The sequence below is a fragment of the Photobacterium sp. MCCC 1A19761 genome, assembly GCF_037389125.1.
Lineage (GTDB): Bacteria > Pseudomonadota > Gammaproteobacteria > Enterobacterales > Vibrionaceae > Photobacterium.
The window spans coordinates 170776-188699 of record NZ_JAZGTF010000013.1; the positions used below are offsets into that span (position 1 = coordinate 170776).

At 54.0% G+C, this 17924-nt stretch carries 14 protein-coding genes; 6 read left to right on the forward strand and 8 right to left on the reverse strand.

Features of this window, described 5'->3' with window-relative positions:
• Nucleotides 1–125: 125 nt before the first annotated feature.
• The 3 genes from VV869_RS14660 to uraH form a co-directional block, all read right to left on the reverse strand.
• Nucleotides 126–1574, reverse strand: a complete 1449-nt coding sequence (locus tag VV869_RS14660) for a nucleobase:cation symporter-2 family protein (protein ID WP_337735660.1) — start codon at nucleotides 1572–1574, stop codon at nucleotides 126–128.
• Between the two features lie 266 nt (nucleotides 1575–1840).
• Complete coding sequence (locus VV869_RS14665; RefSeq protein WP_337735661.1) at nucleotides 1841–3184, reverse strand: NCS2 family permease; 1344 nt, start codon at nucleotides 3182–3184, stop codon at nucleotides 1841–1843.
• Between the two features lie 191 nt (nucleotides 3185–3375).
• On the reverse strand, nucleotides 3376–3729 hold the full coding sequence (uraH, locus tag VV869_RS14670) for a hydroxyisourate hydrolase (RefSeq protein WP_337735662.1): 354 nt from the start codon (nucleotides 3727–3729) through the stop codon (nucleotides 3376–3378).
• 351 nt (nucleotides 3730–4080) lie between these two features.
• On the opposite strand from uraH, the gene puuE reads away from it, so the two are divergent.
• The 6 genes from puuE (at nucleotide 4081) to VV869_RS14700 (ending at nucleotide 10238) form a co-directional block, all read left to right on the forward strand.
• Nucleotides 4081–5016 carry an allantoinase PuuE gene (gene puuE, locus VV869_RS14675; RefSeq protein ID WP_337735663.1) on the forward strand — a complete coding sequence of 312 codons (936 nt, stop codon included), beginning with the start codon at nucleotides 4081–4083 and terminating at the stop codon, nucleotides 5014–5016.
• A 32-nt stretch (nucleotides 5017–5048) separates the two neighbouring features.
• A complete protein-coding gene (gene uraD, locus VV869_RS14680) occupies nucleotides 5049–5564 on the forward strand; it encodes a 2-oxo-4-hydroxy-4-carboxy-5-ureidoimidazoline decarboxylase (protein WP_337735664.1) in 516 nt (171 codons plus the stop codon).
• Nucleotides 5565–5726: 162 nt separating this feature from the next.
• Complete coding sequence (gene alc / locus VV869_RS14685; protein ID WP_337735665.1) at nucleotides 5727–6713, forward strand: allantoicase; 987 nt, start codon at nucleotides 5727–5729, stop codon at nucleotides 6711–6713.
• Between the two features lie 30 nt (nucleotides 6714–6743).
• Nucleotides 6744–7322, forward strand: coding sequence for an ureidoglycolate lyase (locus tag VV869_RS14690; RefSeq protein ID WP_337735666.1), 579 nt, complete (start codon nucleotides 6744–6746; stop codon nucleotides 7320–7322).
• Nucleotides 7323–7324: 2 nt separating this feature from the next.
• A complete protein-coding gene (locus VV869_RS14695; protein WP_337735667.1) occupies nucleotides 7325–8599 on the forward strand; it encodes a urate hydroxylase PuuD in 1275 nt (424 codons plus the stop codon).
• Between the two features lie 430 nt (nucleotides 8600–9029).
• Nucleotides 9030–10238: a DUF4268 domain-containing protein gene (locus VV869_RS14700; RefSeq protein WP_337735668.1), complete on the forward strand. Its 1209-nt coding sequence runs from the start codon at nucleotides 9030–9032 to the stop codon at nucleotides 10236–10238.
• Between the two features lie 144 nt (nucleotides 10239–10382).
• Here the strand turns inward: VV869_RS14700 and guaD are convergent, their stop codons facing one another.
• The 5 genes from guaD to VV869_RS14725 form a co-directional block, all read right to left on the reverse strand.
• Nucleotides 10383–11717 (reverse strand): guanine deaminase, encoded by a 1335-nt coding sequence (gene guaD / locus VV869_RS14705; protein WP_337735669.1) that lies wholly within the window; start codon nucleotides 11715–11717, stop codon nucleotides 10383–10385.
• An 85-nt stretch (nucleotides 11718–11802) separates the two neighbouring features.
• Nucleotides 11803–12654: a xanthine dehydrogenase accessory protein XdhC gene (xdhC, locus tag VV869_RS14710; protein ID WP_337735670.1), complete on the reverse strand. Its 852-nt coding sequence runs from the start codon at nucleotides 12652–12654 to the stop codon at nucleotides 11803–11805.
• Between the two features lie 272 nt (nucleotides 12655–12926).
• Nucleotides 12927–15326, reverse strand: a complete 2400-nt coding sequence (xdhB, locus tag VV869_RS14715) for a xanthine dehydrogenase molybdopterin binding subunit (RefSeq protein WP_337735671.1) — start codon at nucleotides 15324–15326, stop codon at nucleotides 12927–12929.
• A complete protein-coding gene (gene xdhA / locus VV869_RS14720) occupies nucleotides 15319–16767 on the reverse strand; it encodes a xanthine dehydrogenase small subunit (RefSeq protein WP_337735672.1) in 1449 nt (482 codons plus the stop codon). The genes xdhB and xdhA overlap by 8 nt, the downstream gene beginning before the upstream one ends.
• Nucleotides 16768–17173: 406 nt before the next feature.
• Nucleotides 17174–17905 (reverse strand): GntR family transcriptional regulator, encoded by a 732-nt coding sequence (locus tag VV869_RS14725; RefSeq protein WP_337735673.1) that lies wholly within the window; start codon nucleotides 17903–17905, stop codon nucleotides 17174–17176.
• Nucleotides 17906–17924 lie beyond the last annotated feature (19 nt).

Here is a 17924-nt window from a genome sequence, read left to right on the forward strand (position 1 = left end):
TGAAATGCCTGAACGGGGCCGATATGGACCCGATCAGGCGTGAAAAGACAGCCGTGTCTGTTGGCCGCTGGCAGCTCGTGACTGACAGCGCGGCTCAGCAGCCAAGCAGGTACGGCCGTCTGAGTTTAGTCTTGCTGTATGTTGAGCTGCTGACGCGACGGTGCCTGCTCCTGCACGGCGGTTTCCTTGGTTTCCGCTGTCGCTGCGACAGTGACGTGCTCACTGTCGTGCTCGGCCAGCTCCAGTTCAACCTGGGCCTGACTTTCGACCAGTGCTTCGCGCTCTTCCTTGCGGGTCGATTTCGGCAACAGCTGGTTGAGGATCACGGTGACAATGGTACCCGTGGTGATCCCGGAGTGCAGGAAGTTGGACAGATCATGCGGCAGATGCTGGAGCAGGCGAGGCTCGAATGTCACAGCCAGGCCCGATGCCAGACCGACACAGATCACCAGCGCATTGCGCTTGGTATCGGCGGCCTTGATCAGCATCCGGATCCCGGCATAGGCGATCATCCCGAACATCACGAAGCCGACCCCGCCGAGAACCGGTTTCGGAATGGTGACGGCAATGGCTGCCAGCTTCGGAAACAGGCCGCCGAGGATCAACAGGCCACCAGTGGCGGCAACCACGTAGCGGCTGGCCACGCCGGTGATCCCGACAATGCCGACATTCTGGCTGAAAGATGCAAGCGGCATGGCTGTCAGCAAAGCGGCTAGGGTGCTGCCCAGTCCGTCGCCCAGTAGGCCGCGTTTGAGATCTTTGCCGTCGATACGGGTCTGGCAGTTATTGGCCAGCGCCATGAAATCCCCGGTCGCTTCGGCAATGACCACGATGTAGACCAGACTCATGCTGACAATCGCACCGGCAGAGAAGGTGAGGCCGTATTTCAGTGGCTCAGGGCCACCAATCCACGGTGTCGCAGCGATTTGCTCCAAATCGACCATCCCCAGCGATAGTGCAACCAGGTAGCCGCCCGTCAGACCAATCACAATGGCAGAAGCGGCGACGGCGCCGCGACAGTACACCGACACCATCACCACAATGCCCAGCGACACCGCTGCGAGAAAGAGTTTCGGCAGCGTGGCGAACTCCTGGCTCACCGCTGGTGCGTCACCGACCCAGTTCATCGCCACAGGCAGGATCGTCAGGCCGATTAAGGTGACGACTACGCCGCTGACCACGGTCGGGAACAGCTTGCGGACTTTGTCCATATAGAAGCTGGCGAGGATCACGAAGAAGGAGCCGATCAGGGCCGCGCCCATGATGCTACCAACCCCGCCGTCTTTGCCGATACTGATGGCAACGCCGAGAAAGCCGAAGCTGGAGCCCATCACCACCGGCAACCGGATCCCGACCGGGCCGATGCCGATACACTGGGCAATTGTCACCACGCCTGAGACCAGCAGGGCAGCGTTGATCAGAGAGACGACTTCGCCACTGGGCAGGCCAATGGAAGAGCCGACAATTAAGGGGACTGCAACGATCCCACCAATGGAGGCCAGCATATGTTGCAATGCAAGGAGAAAGGTTAATCCATAAGGAGGTCGTTCGTTTAAGGTATACAGTAGTTTCATTGACTGTTCCTCTCAGCGCCATGTCCGTTCATGGCTTTTTCTGTGTTGGGTTCACGACCGCTACATCCGGGGCAGGGCCATCCTTGTCCCCCGCGCTGTAAAGGATGCTGACCAGGGCAGCGCGGGCTGTTTATTTCCAGCTGAATTTCAGGTACACGGATCCGACAGAGCTGACCGTCACGGTCCTCTGGATCAGGCGGGCACCTTTTACTCTTTGTTGATTGCTTGTGTCGCGGATGCGGCTGTACTGCCGCCGCATCAAATACCTAGCCGATGTAGATCAGTTTGGCGATAAAGAGCGCCGTCAGCGCATACATCGAGGTGGAGACATCCCGTTGATGGCCAGTGGTGACTTTCAGTACCGTGTAGGTAATAAAGCCCAGGGCGATCCCGTTGGCGATGGAAAACGTCAGTGGCATCATCAGCGCCGTGATGGCAGCTGGTGCCGAGTCGGTGAAGGATTTCCAGTTCACATGCTGCATACTGCTCATCATGACGAATGCAACGTAAATCAGCGCGCCCGAGGTGGCGTAAGCCGGGATCATCCCCGCCAGCGGCGAGAGGAAAATGGCCGCGACGAACAGGGCACCGACGACCAGCGCCGACAGACCCGTGCGGGCTCCGGCAGAAACCCCGGCCGCACTTTCGACGTAACTGGTGACCGGCGGACAGCCGACACAGGCCCCGGCGACACTGGCAATACTGTCGGCCTTGAGCGCTTTGCTCAGGCCTTCAATTCTGCCGGTGTCGTGGTTGATCAGATTCGCCCGCTCCGCCACACCCATTAGGGTGCCTGCGGTGTCGAACATGTTGACGAACAGGAAAGCCAGGATCACGCTGACCATCGAGATCTGGAACGCGCCGCTGATGTCCATCGCCAGGAAGGTCGGGGCAATACTTGGTGGGGCAGAGAACACACCGTGATAAGTAACCAGCCCGAGCATCATGCCGATCAGGGTCACGCTTAAAATGCCGATGAGAACCGCACCAAACACCTTGCGCTCACTCAGAACGGCGATGATCAGAAAGCCGATCGCTGCCAGCAGGGCTTCGGGTTTGGTGAAGTCGCCCAGCGAGACCAGGGTGGCCGGGTTATCGACGACAATACCGGCGGTTTTCAAGCCGATCAGCCCGAGGAACAAACCGACCCCGGCCGTCATCGCAAAGCGCAGACTGGGCGGGATGCTGTCGATGATCCACTCCCGCACTTTGTAGAAACTCATCCCGACGAACAGCAGGCCGGAGAGAAACACCGCCCCCAGGGCGACCTCCCAGCTGTAGCCCATCTCACTGACGACGGTGAACGAGAAGAAGGCGTTCAGCCCCATTCCGGGTGCCAGACCGACCGGCCAGTTGGCAAAGAGTCCCATCAGCAGGCAGCCGATTGCGGCGCCGATACAGGTGGCGACAAAGACCGCGCCTTTATCCATCCCTGAAGCGGCCATAATGTTTGGATTGACGAAAATGATGTAGGCCATGGTGGCAAAAGTGGTAATACCGCCAATCATTTCATTTTTTACACTGGAGCCATGCGCCTTTAACTGGAAAAAGCGCTCCAGGATCCCCTCAGATCCTGAGTTATTGAGTACTTCCGTTTTGCTCTCACTCATGTTCAGCGAACCTTTTGTCTGTTTATGTCAGCAAATTGAATACAACCAAATTCCAATTCTCCATCTGCTGTTTGTTGTGTTGTTTGCATCTCTGTTTGAAGGTCGTCTGCCGAAGGGGGCGTCGGTGCGTTCTCAGCAGGCGCTTCACTTGATATCTACACGCTTTTATATCTACACGTCTCTGCAGCGTTTTAGCTGCCGCGATAGGTCGAGAAACTGTAGGGGGAGACCAGCAGCGGTACATGGTAGTGGGCTTGCTCGTCATTGAGGCCGAAGCGGATCACCACGTCATCGAGGAACGGGACTTCATCGAGGGTGACACCTTGTTGGCGAAAATAATCCGCGACGTAAAACACCAGCTGGTATTTCCCAGCCTGAAATGCCGCATCTTCGAGGATCGGACTATCGGTTCGGCCATCACCGTTGGTGGTGACTGTTTGAATGTGTTCATAGTGCTCACCCTGCTGGCGGAACAGTTCCACTTTAATTTCCGCGCCGGGAAGGCCACTCATTGTATCCAATACATGTGTTGTTAGTTTGCCCATAAGTTTTAAACGCAGTGCGTTCTCCTTGTGTAACTCTTGTCTTTTTGTATACAAGTGTCAGTGACTACGGCTTGGTCGAATCGGTCATCTGTACACAATGTACTGGTAAGTAAAGCACACTGTTACCATTATGTTAATAATAAATTCGCGGAATTTATCGGTGTGTGCGCGGGTTCAAACTCAGCTATTGTCCTGAAAAGCTTGTAACGTGCTGAATTTACGGTGTCTGTTGCTGAACTGTTTTGTTGAAACAAAATCTTTACAATGTTTGAATTTATTGTATACAATGTTCAATACAAAGTGATTGGTCATGTATACAAAAGCACATGGCCGAGCGTAAGGAGAACTTGGATGGATAAGGAATATTCAAGAGATCTGATTGGGTACGGGGCCAATCCGCCTGATCCGAAATGGCCGAATCGCGCCAGAGTCGCGGTGTCATTTGTCTTGAATTACGAAGAGGGCGGCGAACGCTGTCTGCTTCATGGTGATGAGGAATCGGAAGCATTCCTGTCAGAAATCCCGGCTGCGCAACCGATAAAAGGTGAGCGACATATCAGTATGGAGTCCATCTATGAATATGGCAGTCGTGCTGGCGTGTGGCGGGTGTTACGATTGTTTGAGGAGTATAACATTCCGTTAACAGTGTTTGCGGTGGCGATGGCGATGGAGCGTCATCCGGATGTCGCTCGGGCCATGGTCGAAGCCGGTCATGAAATTTGCAGCCACGGCTATCGCTGGATTGACTACCAGTATATGGATGAGACGCAAGAGCGGGATCATATGTTCAAGGCGATCGACATCATCCGCAACATTACCGGTGAGCGGCCGTATGGCTGGTATACCGGCCGGACAGGGCCGAATACCCGGCGCATCATCGCCGAAGAAGGCGGGTTCATGTATGACTCCGACGCCTATGACGATGATCTGCCTTACTGGCACACTGATGCTGGCAAGCCGCAGCTGGTGATCCCGTACACCCTGGATGTCAATGACATGCGCTTTGCGACCGTGCAGGGATTTAACTCCGGCGAGCAGTTTTATCAGTATTTGAAAGACACCTTCGACACTCTGTATGCCGAAGGGGCAACCGCACCAAAGATGATGTCGGTTGGGCTGCACTGCCGCCTGATTGGCCGTCCGGGCCGAATCGCCTCGCTGCGCCGCTTCCTCGACTATGTGAAGCGTCATGATGATGTCTGGCTGTGTCGCCGCATTGATATTGCGCGCCACTGGCATGAACATCACCCCTACCGGGGCAAACCGAATCAAGGAACCGGTGCCTGACACCGGCTCACCCAAGGAAGGAGAACCACTGTATGACCGCATTCCGATTTTGTAAGCCTTCTGAAATGAGCCGGGCGAACTTTCTCGAAGCTTTCGGCGATATTTATGAGCACAGCCCATGGGTGGCCGAAACCGTTTTTGAGCAGGGGATTGGGCCGCTGGATGATCAGATTGAAAACCTGCACCAGAGAATGGCCGCTGCGCTTGACGAGGCTGATTTTCAGGCCCAGCTCGATCTGATCAATGCGCACCCGGATTTAGCCGGACGCGCCGCGATCAACGGCGAGCTGACGGAAGCCTCGACCAAAGAGCAGTCGGGCGCGGGGATTGATCAATGTACCCCGGAAGAGTTCGACAAATTCACCACCTACAACGATCGCTACAAAGCCCGGTTCAATTTCCCGTTCATCATGGCGGTGAAAGGCGCAAACCGGCATCAGATCCTCGCGGCATTCGAAACGCGGCTCGACAACGACCGTGACACCGAATTTGAAACCGCGATCAACGAAATCAACAAAATCGCATTTTTACGTCTCTGGGATCTGTAAGTCTCTGAAATCTTTAAGCCCCTGGGCTAACGACGCAAGCTGACGACGATTCCGGAACCCTGACTGGCACTGTACGGGCCGAACGCCTGGTGGTTGCAGGGGAGCCAGACACACTTTGAGTTCTTTATTGATTAACTAATTAATTGGAAGGGATGACAAAACATGTCCTTAGATTTCTCGCAATACGTCAATCTGGCTGATGAAAAACTGGGCGCAGAAGCGCTGTATGCAACGGACGATTTCTTCGCCGATAAAAGCCGCCTGCTGCGCCGCGAAGCGCCGGAGTGGAAAGAAGGCGTATTTGATGACAACGGCAAATGGATGGACGGCTGGGAAACCCGCCGCAAACGCAGCGAAGGCTATGATTACTGTGTGGTCAAGCTGGCGATGTCGGGCGTGATTGCCGGGGTGGATATTGATACCTCGTTCTTTACCGGCAACTTCCCGCCATCGGCGTCGCTCGATGCCTGCTACAGCCCGGATGGTGCGCCCGATAGCAACACCGAGTGGGAAGAAATTTTGCCGTCACTGAGCCTGCAGGGCAACCACCATCACCTGCAAGCGATCAGCAGTGAGCAAACTTACACCCACATTCGCCTGAACATTTATCCGGATGGTGGTGTGGCGCGTCTGCGTGTGTACGGCCGACCGGCGGTGGACTGGGATCGCATTGATTCACAGCAACAGATCGATCTGGTTGCGGTTGAGAACGGCGGCCGTGCCGTGGCCTGTAGTGATGAGCACTACGGCAGCACCTCGAACATCTTGGGTCCAGGCCGTGGCGAAAACATGGGAGACGGCTGGGAAACGGCGCGTCGTCGCACGCCGGGCAACGACTGGGTGCTGGTGGCACTGGGCCATGCCGGCAAGATCGACCGCATTGTCGTCGATACCGCCCACTTTAAAGGCAACTACCCGGACAGCTGCTCGATTCAGGCGGCCTACGTCAAAGGCGGTACTGATGATCAGGTTGCGACCCAGAGCCTGTTCTGGCGTGAGCTGCTGCCTTCGCAAAAACTGAGTGCCCATGAAATTCATGAGTTCGCCAGCGAGATCAACGATCTGGGACCGGTGACGCACGTTCGTCTGAACATCTTCCCGGATGGCGGGATCAGCCGTTTACGTCTGTTCGGCACAAAAGCAGACTAAAACAACAGACGGAACAGGGAGTAAAAAAGAATGAGTAATGGATTACGCCGGTTAACCATCACGCCACTGACCCAGGAAGCGTTTGCGCCTTTTGGTGATGTCATTGAAGTGGAAAACCGTGACTACTTCATGATTAACAACGGCTCAACCCGTCGTTATCACCAGCTGGCCGACACCGATGTGGCGGAGCAGGGTGGCCGGGCAATCATCAGTATTTTTCAGGCCACACCGCTGGTGTACCCCCTGACAATCTCGATGCTTGAACGTCACCCGCTGGGTTCGCAGGCGTTTGTACCATTACTCGGGCAACCTTACTTAATTGTGGTTGCCCCCAAAGGGGACGACCCGCAGCTTTCTCAATGTCGCGCGTTTTACAGCAACGGGCGCCAGGGGGTGAACTACCACAAAGGTGTGTGGCATCACCCGGTCCTGGCGCTGACTGACCAAGATCAGTTCCTGATTGTTGATCGCGCCGGCGAAGGGAATAACTGCGACGAAGTCTATTTTAATCAAGAGCTGGTATCACTGCATTTAGAGGACATACCGCATTGCGACATCACCATTAAACAGCATCAAGCAAACACGGCTCAGTTGCTGTCAAGGAGTTAAAAATGGATCCACATATCACGGAATGGTTGAATTTGGCAGTACGCTGGATTCATATGATTGTTGGGATTGCCTGGATTGGTGCATCCTTCTACTTCGTATGGCTGGAAAATAACCTTAACCGGGTGAATCCGAAAACCGGCCTTTCCGGAGACTTATGGGCTATCCATGGTGGCGGGATCTATCACCTGGAAAAATACAAACTAGCGCCGCCGAAGATGCCGGAAAACCTCCACTGGTTTAAGTGGGAAGCGTACTTCACCTGGATATCAGGGATCTGCCTGCTATTCATCGTCTACTACCTGAACGCCAAGATTTACCTGATTGCGCCGGGGGCGGACATGGCGCCATCAACAGCCATTGCCATCGGTATTGGCGCCTTGGTTGCGGGCTGGCTGATTTATGACTTCCTGTGTGATTCAGCGTTGGGCAAACAGCCAGCCCTGCTCGGAGGGGTGTTGTTTCTTGGCTTAGTGGGCGCTGCCTACGGCTTGTCGCAGGTGTTCAGTGGTCGCGGCGCGTATATCCATGTCGGCGCGATTATCGGCAGCATCATGGTGGGGAACGTGTTCCGCGTCATCATGCCGGCGCAGCGCGGGTTGGTGAAAGCGATTGAAGAGAACCGCGAACCGGATCCGGAGCTGCCGGCCAAAGGGCTGCTGCGCTCACGCCATAACAACTACCTGACGCTGCCGGTGCTGTTTATCATGATCAGCAACCATTTCCCGAGCACCTACGGCTCGGAATACAACTGGCTGATCCTCGCGGGCCTGGCGGTATTCAGCGTCCTGGTGCGCCACTACTTCAACACCCGCCATGACGGCCAGAAGTATGCCTGGACGGTGCCGGTCGCTGCTCTGGGGATGATTGCCCTGGCATTTGTGACCTCACCTTATGCTAACCAGCCGAGTGCGCCGGTGACTGCCGCTGCACCGGTAAGCAAGGCACCTGCCAGCCATTCAGAAAGTACGGCGTCTGCGGGTGAGAACAGCTCAGCAGCGAAGCCAGTTGCGGCTGGGATCAGCTTTGCCAAGGTGCACGAAGTGATTCAAAACCGCTGTACCGAATGTCACTCGGCCACGCCGACCAATGCGGCATTTCGCACAGCACCTGCCGGGGTGATCCTGGATACGCCGGAGGAGATCCAAACCAACGCGCCGCGCATTGTTGCGCAGGCTGTGCAAACCAAGGTGATGCCTTTGGGAAACCTGACCCAGATGACGGACGAAGAGCGTGCGCTCGTCGGCAAATGGGTCCAGCAAGGCGCGTTATTGCAATAGTTCCCGTCGAGTGTCCACTTAGATTGTCATCGCAATCTTCTTAACCGCCTGTTGTGGTGTTGCCCCGGCCTGAGTCCGGGGCTTTTTTGTTTTTTTTTCTGAAATTTAGCTCTAATTGAATCTATATAGCCTCATTAAAAACATTTCAAGTTCAATCACTTATTCAATCTAATGAAAAATATATAAGCACATTCTAGAAATTTTATTTGTATCTTAAGAAGGTAATGAACGTCGTTATTTATATACTTTAGTGTGCAAAAGTACTTTTATGCTTTCGAACACTATCCAATACGGCTAGTTAGCAAAGAGTACTAGTTAGATGTTGTGTCGTCTGATGAAAATCTGAAGTGGAAAATAATTTCAGGAAAGAGATTTTGGATATGTCTAGATAAGTGCCATGCTATTTGTGTTTTAAAATAGGGAGTATTTTATGAGTGATGGTCAGTTCACCAGTCCTTTTATTGTTAAATCCGATGGAGAGGCAATAGCTTTAAAGAGAGTTTCCTTTGCTGGCAAATATGCAGAATTTAATTACGACGAAGATTGGTTACAACATGTGCTTTTTTCGAATCCGGCCAGCATCCCTGTTCAAGAAATTGATACAGCCTATCAAAGGCTTGTTCCTATTTGCACTGAGTTAAACACTCCTGTAGGGCCTCTTGACGTGCTCTACGCCACTCCTGAAGGGAAATTAGTAATATTGGAAGCCAAGTTGTGGAGGAATCCAGAAGCTCGTAGGAAAGTGATCAGCCAAATTCTAGATTATGCCAAGGAACTGAACCGGTGGGATTACGAGGAGCTTCAAAAACAGGTGTCAAGGAGGCTTTCAGAAACTGGTAATGCCCTATATAGTCAGGTGAAAGCACATTACCCCGATACTGATGAGTCTGAATTTGTCGATGGTGTTTCTCGAAGTCTGAGAACTGGACAGTTTATGTTACTTATTGTTGGTGATGGTATCCGAGAAGGAGCGGGGGCAATTGCTCAGTTTCTGGATGACGTGGGTCACCTTCAATTCAGTTTGGGGCTTATTGAGGTTGGTATCTATGAGACACCCCAGGAAAATGTTCTTGTTCAGCCGAGAATTCTGGCTAAGACCATGATTATCAATAGAACAGTGATTGAGCTAGCCAGTCCTGAAATCAAAATACAACCCTCTGATGAATTGGTAGATCAAAATATTGATGTAGATAGTTTCTATCAGGAGTTTTGGCTTGAGTTTATTAACGATCTGAAACTTGATGACATCACGCAAAGAATCCCTAATCCAGCGAAGGCACAAAGCCAATTTTTTGCTTTGCCACCTAGTGGCGACAATGCTTGGATTAATGTTTACTTTGCTGGCAGCATGGGAACGGTGGGTGTATATTTTAAACTAGCTAAGAATGAGTTCGGTGAAATGGCCTATGAGATTCTTGAAAAAGAGAAAAGTCAGATACTTTCTGAACTACCAGAAGAAACAGAATGGACTATCTCAAGAGGTTTTCACACCGTTGGGATTAAGCTGACGCTAAATGATGTTAAAGCTCCTGAAAACAGGACTTTAATTAAACACTTTTTCACTAAGAGTCTGAATGCATTTATAAACTCATTTAGAACAAGAATGGAAACAATTGTTAATCAGTTAGAAACGAGTTGAATTATTAACTTATGTATCGACAGTCGAGTAAGAGTGTTTTTATGCTCTGCGTGGCTAAGACTCTATCTACCGAGAAGAAGGGTGGCGCTTCGCTGCGAAGGAGACGTCAACACAGACGAAGCGCCGAGGGAAAATCAGGGTGGGTTAACTGGCGATTTTTCGGGATTTATCCGCGTTGGCGGAATAGGCCAGGTCGCCATAGATATAGGTTTGGTGGACGGCCTGATCGCTGCCGAGGCTCATCAGCACGAACAGCTTTTCTTCCAGCGTGCGTGCCTGCTGCATTCTGAATCTCATCAGTTGCGTGGCATGGAGATCTAGCACCACGAAGTCGGCTTCTTTGCCCACTTCCAGGTTACCGATCTTATCGTCCAGGTGCAGGGCATGAGCACCGCCAAGCGTCGCTAAATACAGCGATTTGAACGGATGCAGTTTCTTCTGCTGTAGCTGCATGACTTTATAAGCTTCACTCATGGTTTGTAGCAGCGAGAAGCTGGTGCCGGCACCGACATCGGTGCCCATGCCGACTTTGATCTTAAACTCTTCCATCTTCGGCAGGTTAAACAAGCCGGAGCCGAGGAAGAGGTTTGAAGTCGGGCAGAAGGCGATGGCCGAATCGGTTTCCGCCAGACGCTGACATTCACAGTCGGATAAATGGATCCCGTGGGCAAACACGGCACGTTCATGCAGCAGGCCGTAGTGGTCGTACACATCCAGGTAACTTTCCCGCTCCGGGAACAGCTCCAGCACCCATTCGATCTCTTTCTTGTTCTCGGACAGGTGGGTGTGCAGGTACACATCCGGGTATTCTTTCAGCAGCTTGCCGACCATGGCCAACTGCGCATCAGTGCTGGTGGGCGCGAAGCGCGGGGTGACCGCATAGAGCAAGCGGCTGCGTTTGTGCCATTTGTCGATCAGCGCTTTTGAGTCGGCATAGCCCGATTCTGGTGTGTCGGTCAGATAATCCGGTGCGTTGCGATCCATCAGCACTTTCCCGGCGATCATGCGCAGGTTGCGTTTTTCCGCTTCCTCAAAAAAGACATCGACCGAGGATTTATGGACCGTGCCGAACACCAGCGCTGTGGTGGTACCGTTGCGTGCCAGCTCATCAAAAAACAGCCGGGCGACTTTCAGGGCATACACCGGATTTTTGAATCGGCGCTCTTCCGGAAAGGTATAGTTTTCCAGCCAGTCGAGCAGTTGCTCGCCGTAGGAGGCAATCATCCCGGTCTGCGGGTAGTGGATGTGGGTGTCGATAAACCCTGAGGTGATCAGTTTGTTCTGATATTCGGTGATCGCCAGGGTGTCTCCCTGACGTGCCAGCACGGCTTCAGCTTCCCCGATATCGACGATATGGCCGTTCTCGATCACTAGGATGCCGTCTTCAAAATACTGGTAGGAGTCTTCCTGATCCACAACTGCGGGATCAGCGAGACTGTGTAAAATGCTGGCCCGGTAGGCCTGACGTTGGGTACTCATATCACTTCTTCCTTGCAAATGCTGGCCTTGAGCGGTTGAACGTGCTGACGTTAGCCTGTTGGCTTATCCCGTGTGGGCAATGGCGTTAGGCGATTTTTGCTTCCTGCGAGTGGTTACTCACGGCCACCGCTTCATTGTCCGATTGCGGGCGCTTTTCTTCAAGCGGCTGCCCCTGATAGTGGGCGATCAGTTCTCCGGCCACGGAGACCGCAATTTCAGCCGGGTGTTTGCCGTTCACCATGCTGATCCCGATTGGACAAATCATGGAATGAATTTGCGACTCACTGTAGCCTCGCTGGGCTAACCGCATATCGAACTTTTTCCGTTTGGTCAGCGAACCAATCAGCCCGAAATAGCGGCTGTCGGCACGATCAATAATTGCTCTGGCTAAATCAAAGTCTAGTTGGTGATTGTGGGTCATCACCAGGTAGTAACTGTTGGGCGGCTGTTGCGACACGTCACCGACGGGATCGTCCGAGACCACTTGTTTTACGCCTTGCGGCAGGGTGTCCGGAAACTCTTCGGCACGGGAATCAATCCAGGTGATGCGAAACGGCAGGCTTGCCAGGATCGGCACCAGGGCTTTGGCCACGTGTCCGGCCCCGAACAGCACCAGATGCTTTTCCTGAGTGCCGATGGGTTCAAAGCTGAGGGTTGCCATACCGCCGCAGCACTGTCCGAGCCGCGCCCCCAGGTTGAAGCGTTCAATCTTCAGCGAGGCGGCATCAGCCAGCAGCATTTCACGGGCCTGCTGGGTGGCGACATGCTCTAAGTGGCCGCCGCCGATGGTGGCGATGATCCGATCGCGCGTCACCAGCATTTTGGTCCCGGCATCGCGGGGCACGGAGCCCCGATCTTCCAGTACCGTGACGATGACGCAGGGCTCACAGTTCGCCTCACACTTTGCCAGTTCGTGAATCCAGTTATCCTTAAACATGGTGATCCCCTTTTGGTTCTGTCGGCTGCGGTGGTTGGCCGCAGCTTTATACCAATCGCAGTAAATAACTGGTCATCCTAGCTTGTTAAAATGCTCGATAACTGCGTTAGAACTTTTGATTGTAGAATAACTACTTATCCAAAAGTTCTGCCTAGTTCTCAAACATTTTTCCTGCGCTATTTCTGATCACTTACTTACTTTGATTGGTATTAATGTTACGTTCGCATTCCGCTCAGTGGTTCCGGTATGAGCCGGATTGCCCCGCTATGGTTTCATGCGGCCACGGTTTCATCCTTGTTGGCGTCGCTCGGTTGGGGAACGCCGTTGCTGACTGCCTGAATCGCCATCAGCACCCGCTCCGGTGTAGCCGGGGTGTCGAGTTTCGGAATCGTACCCTCGACAGCCACTGAGGCAATCGCATCTTTGAGCGCACTCCAGACCGACATCCCCAGCATGAACGGCGGCTCACCGACCGCTTTGGAGTGGAACACGGTGTCTTCCGGATTGCTGCGGTTTTCCAGCAGGTGAGTGCGGAAATCAATCGGCATATCGGCAATCGCCGGGATCTTGTAGCTCGCCGGGCCGTTGGTCATCAGGCGACCGTCGGTATTCCACACCAGCTCTTCGGTGGTCAGCCATCCTGCCCCCTGAACAAAACCGCCTTCAATCTGGCCGATATCAATGGCCGGGTTCAGCGACGCGCCGACATCGTGGAGGATATCCACCCGCAGGATCTTGTATTCCCCGGTCAGGGTATCGATCAGCACCTCGGAGCAGGACGCGCCATAGGCGTAATAGTAGAACGGGCGACCGCGGGCTTTTTTATGGTCGTAGTGGATCTTCGGCGTGCGGTAGAATCCGGTACTCGATAGCGACACCTGATTGAAGTAAGCCAGTTGGACAAAGTCTTCGAAGGTCATGATGTCTTCGCGGATCAGGACCATGCCGTTTTTGAAGATCACTTCTTCCGGGGTCACTTTGAAGTGACCGGCGGCAAAGTCGACCAGTCGTTGCTTGATGATCTGAGCCGCATTCTGCGCCGCCTTGCCGTTCAGATCCGCGCCGGAAGACGCGGCAGTGGGCGAGGTGTTCGGTACCTTGTCGGTATTGGTGGCGGTGATCTGGATCCGGTCAACATCAACCTGGAATTCCTGAGCGACGATCTGGGCGACCTTGATGTTCAGCCCCTGGCCCATTTCCGTACCGCCGTGGTTGAGATGAATACTGCCATCGGTGTAGATGTGGATCAGCGCCCCGGCCTGGTTCAGGAAGGTCGCGGTAAATGAGATCCCGAACTTGACCGGGGTGATTGCCAGGCCTTTCTTCAGGATCGGGCTGGTGCGGTTGAACTCGGCGATGTCCCGGCGACGCTGATGGTAGTCGCTGTTCTGCTCCAGTTGCTCGGTGATCTCCGGCAGGAAATTGTCTTCCACCGTCTGGTAATAGTGGGTGACATTGCGTCCTTCGCCGCCGTAATAGTTGGCTTTGCGCACATCCAGCGGATCTTTGTTCAGATAGCGGGCAATCTCATCCATGATGTGCTCAATGGTCATCATCCCCTGCGGCCCGCCGAACCCGCGGTAGGCGGTGTTGGAGGCGAGATTGGTTTTACAGCGATGGCCGGTGACCGTGGCATTGCCGAGGTAGTAGGCGTTATCGGAGTGGAACATGGCCCGATCGACAATCGAGTTAGACAGATCGGGCGAGTAACCGCAGTTCCCGGCCACCGTGATTTCAGCGCCCTGAATCACGCCCTGATCATCAAAGCCGATCCGGTACTGGTTGTAGAACGGGTGGCGCTTGCCGGTCATGGTCATGTCTTCATTGCGCGGCAGGCGCATTTTGGTTGGGCGACCGGTCAAATGGGCAATGACCGCTGCCATACAGGCCGGTGCTGCCGCCTGTGTTTCTTTGCCACCAAAACCACCGCCCATCCGGCGCATGTCGATGATCACTTTGTGCATCGGTACGCACAGCACTTCGGCGACCAGTTTCTGCACTTCGGTCGGGTTCTGGGTCGAAGTGTAGACGATCATGCCGCCATCTTCGGTTGGCATCACGCTGCTGACCTGGGTTTCCAAATAGAAGTGCTCCTGACCGCCGATGTCGAGATCGCCTTCAATCACGTGTTTGGCAGCAGCAATGGCCGTGGCTGCGTCCCCGCGTTTTTGCTGGTGGCTGCCGGAGACGAAGTGTTCTTTTGCCAGCGCTTCTTTGACATCCAGGATCGCGGGCAACGGTTCATATTCTACAATCGCCGCCATGGCCGCTTTGCGGGCGGTTTCCAGATCGCCCGCGGCAACCGCCAGCACCGGCTGGCCGTAGTATTCGACGATGCCGTCGGCCAATAGCGGATCGCCGGGCAGCACAGCGCCGATATCCAGCTGACCGGGAACATCCTGGCTGGTGATTGCAATCGCGACGCCTTCAAACTCATAACAGGGCGATACATCCAGTTTGGTGATTTTGGCATGAGCCTGGGTACTCAGCCGCGCATAGACGTGGAGCTGATTGGGAAACTCCAGCCGATCATCAATATAGATGGCTTCGCCGGTGACCTGCTTCGGGGCACTGTCGTGTTTGACGCTTTTCCCGACGCCGGTTTTCAAATCCTGTTTGGCGATGGCCACCATGTCTTCGTGGCTCAATGTGTTGTGATTGGCGTTAGACATATGACGTGACCCTCGTTTCGATATGGTTATCCTGGTTCTGCTGCTCGATATAGAAACGGCGAAGCATGTTGGCGGCGGTCAGGGTGCGGTATTCCCGACTGGCCCGGAAATCGGACAGCGGCTGGAAGTCCTGCGACAGCGCCTTCATCGCCTTGCTGATGGTGTCGTTTTGCCACGGCTGGCCGATCAGGCTGGCTTCGCAGTGACTGGCCCGCTTGGGGATCGCCGCCATACCGCCGAACGCGATGCGGGCATCTGTGACCACGCCGTCGTGAAGGGTGATGTTGAAGCCGCCGCAAACAGCCGAGATGTCATCATCCAGACGCTTCGAGAGTTTGTAGGCCCGAAACTGGGCAGCGACCTCAGGTTTGGGAATGATGATCTGCTCAATGAACTCACCCGGCTGCTGCGCGGTGACTTTATAACTGATGAAAAACTCTTCCAGCGGCAGGATCCGGCTGGTGTCGCCGCAGCGAAGCTTGATTTTTGCATCCAGCGCCAGCAGCAGCGGCGGGGTATCGCCGATGGGAGAGGCATTGGCAATATTCCCGCCCAGTGTGCCCTGATTGCGTACTTGCAGGGAGGCAAAGCGATGCAGCAGTTCACCAAAATCCGGGAAGTGGGTATTGAGCAACGGATAGGCATCGCTAATTGGCACGTTGGCGCCGATCAGCAGGGCATCGTCGGTTTCGGTGCAGACTTTCATGTCCTCGACCTGATTGACGCTGATCAGGGTTTCAATTTCCCGGTGGAACTGGGTCACTTCCAACGCCAGATCGGTGCCGCCGGCGACCAGTTTCGCGTTCGGGTACTCCTGAAAAAGAAGCGCCAGCTCGTCGGTTGAGCGGGGTGAGAAAGACTGCAAGCGGCCATCGGTGAGGGTGGCAGAGGTTGCCTGAATTGTTTCGAGTTTGGCAATGGTGTCGCGCTCCAGTGTTGCAAACTGATCCCGCATCGGCTCGTTGCCGGATAGCGACAGCGCAGCCTCGACAATCGGGCGATAACCGGTACAACGGCACAGGTTGCCGGCCAGTGATTCCATCACATCGGCTTTATCTGCTGCCGGTTTGTTCTTACTCAGCGCGAACATCGACATGATAAAACCGGGGGTACAGTAGCCGCACTGCGAGCCATGAAACTCAACCATGGCGTGCTGCACCGGATGTAGGGATTTGTCTTTGTTTTGTAAATCTTCAACGGTGATCAGCTGCTTGCCGTGCAGCGCCGAGATAAACGTCAGGCAGGAGTTGACGGAGCGGTATTCCAACCGGCCATCGACTAACTCCCCCAGAACCACGGTACAGGCACCACAGTCACCCGAGCCGCAACCTTCCTTGGTCCCCGTTTTCTTCTGGACGGTGCGCAGATAGTTCAGCACTGTCATGTTGGGAGACAAGCTTTCTTCTTGCCGGATTTCTTGATTGAGCAAAAAAGTAATCAAGAGACCTCCTTGTACATTGACTCACGAGATAGATGTATTTTTTCTGACCTTTGGGTCAATAATTGGTCAATCTGACTCGGGGGTCAACTTTAAATTTTACAATCTGGTAACATGGTGGCGGGGGGATTCACTGCAAAGTGAGACAGATATAGAAGGTTGTTACGTTACCGGCGGATTGAGTTGGGATCATTTGCTGTTGAGGTAAAAAATGGCGGCCTGAAAAACTGTACACAATTTTGTTTAAACTTTGTGTGCAATACCAAGTCATCAACAGATCTGAAGTCTGAGAACGCTCAGATTGGATTGCATGTGAAGCGGCAGGAGAGGGGAAGCAGGCCAAACGAAACAAGCCACTTGCAGTGGCTTGTAGATATTGAAGTGAGGATTCACGCCAACGCGGCGATGATTACCGATTTTTCAGCACGTTTGAGAACACCACGTGCAGATCGCTGGAGGCGGTCCGGCCATCAAGGTTCAGTTTCGAGCGGATATGATCCAGGTGCTCCTGCATCAGCGCGAGTGCTTTGACTGTATCGCCAGCCTCGATGGCATCGAGCAGATGGCTGTGTTCGTCCTGAGAGCAGTTGGAGTGACTGCCGGTTTCATACTGGGCGATCAGCAGGGAAGTCTGAGACACCAGGCTGCGCTGAAAAGCCAGTAGCGGCGTGTTTTCTGCCATTTCGGCCAGTTTGATATGGAACTCACCCGACAGGCGCAGGCCACTGCCGTAGTCGCCTTGCTCAAAGGCCTTGTTCTCTTTCTCGACCAGCCTGCGGCATTCATCAATCTGGGCTTTGGTGGCATGCTGAACGGCCAGCTCAATAATCGCCAGCTCCATCACTTCGCGGGCTTTGATGATCTGCTTGGCTTCATCGACCGACGGCGAAGCGACCATCGCACCCCGGTTCGGGCGGATGTCGACCACTTGCTCCAGAGACAAACGCAGCAGGGCGCGGCGGATAATGGTCCGACTGACGCCGAAAATCTCAGCCAGGGCTTCTTCGTTGAGCTTGGTTGCAGGCGGCAGGCGCTGCTCCAGAATGGCATCAAAAATGTGGCAATAGACGACATCATCCTGAGACTGACCGGCACTTTTGGTTTTGGTGGCTGGTTTCATCGAACTTTTAAGGCTTCCCATCGGAGTAATAACCCTCAAC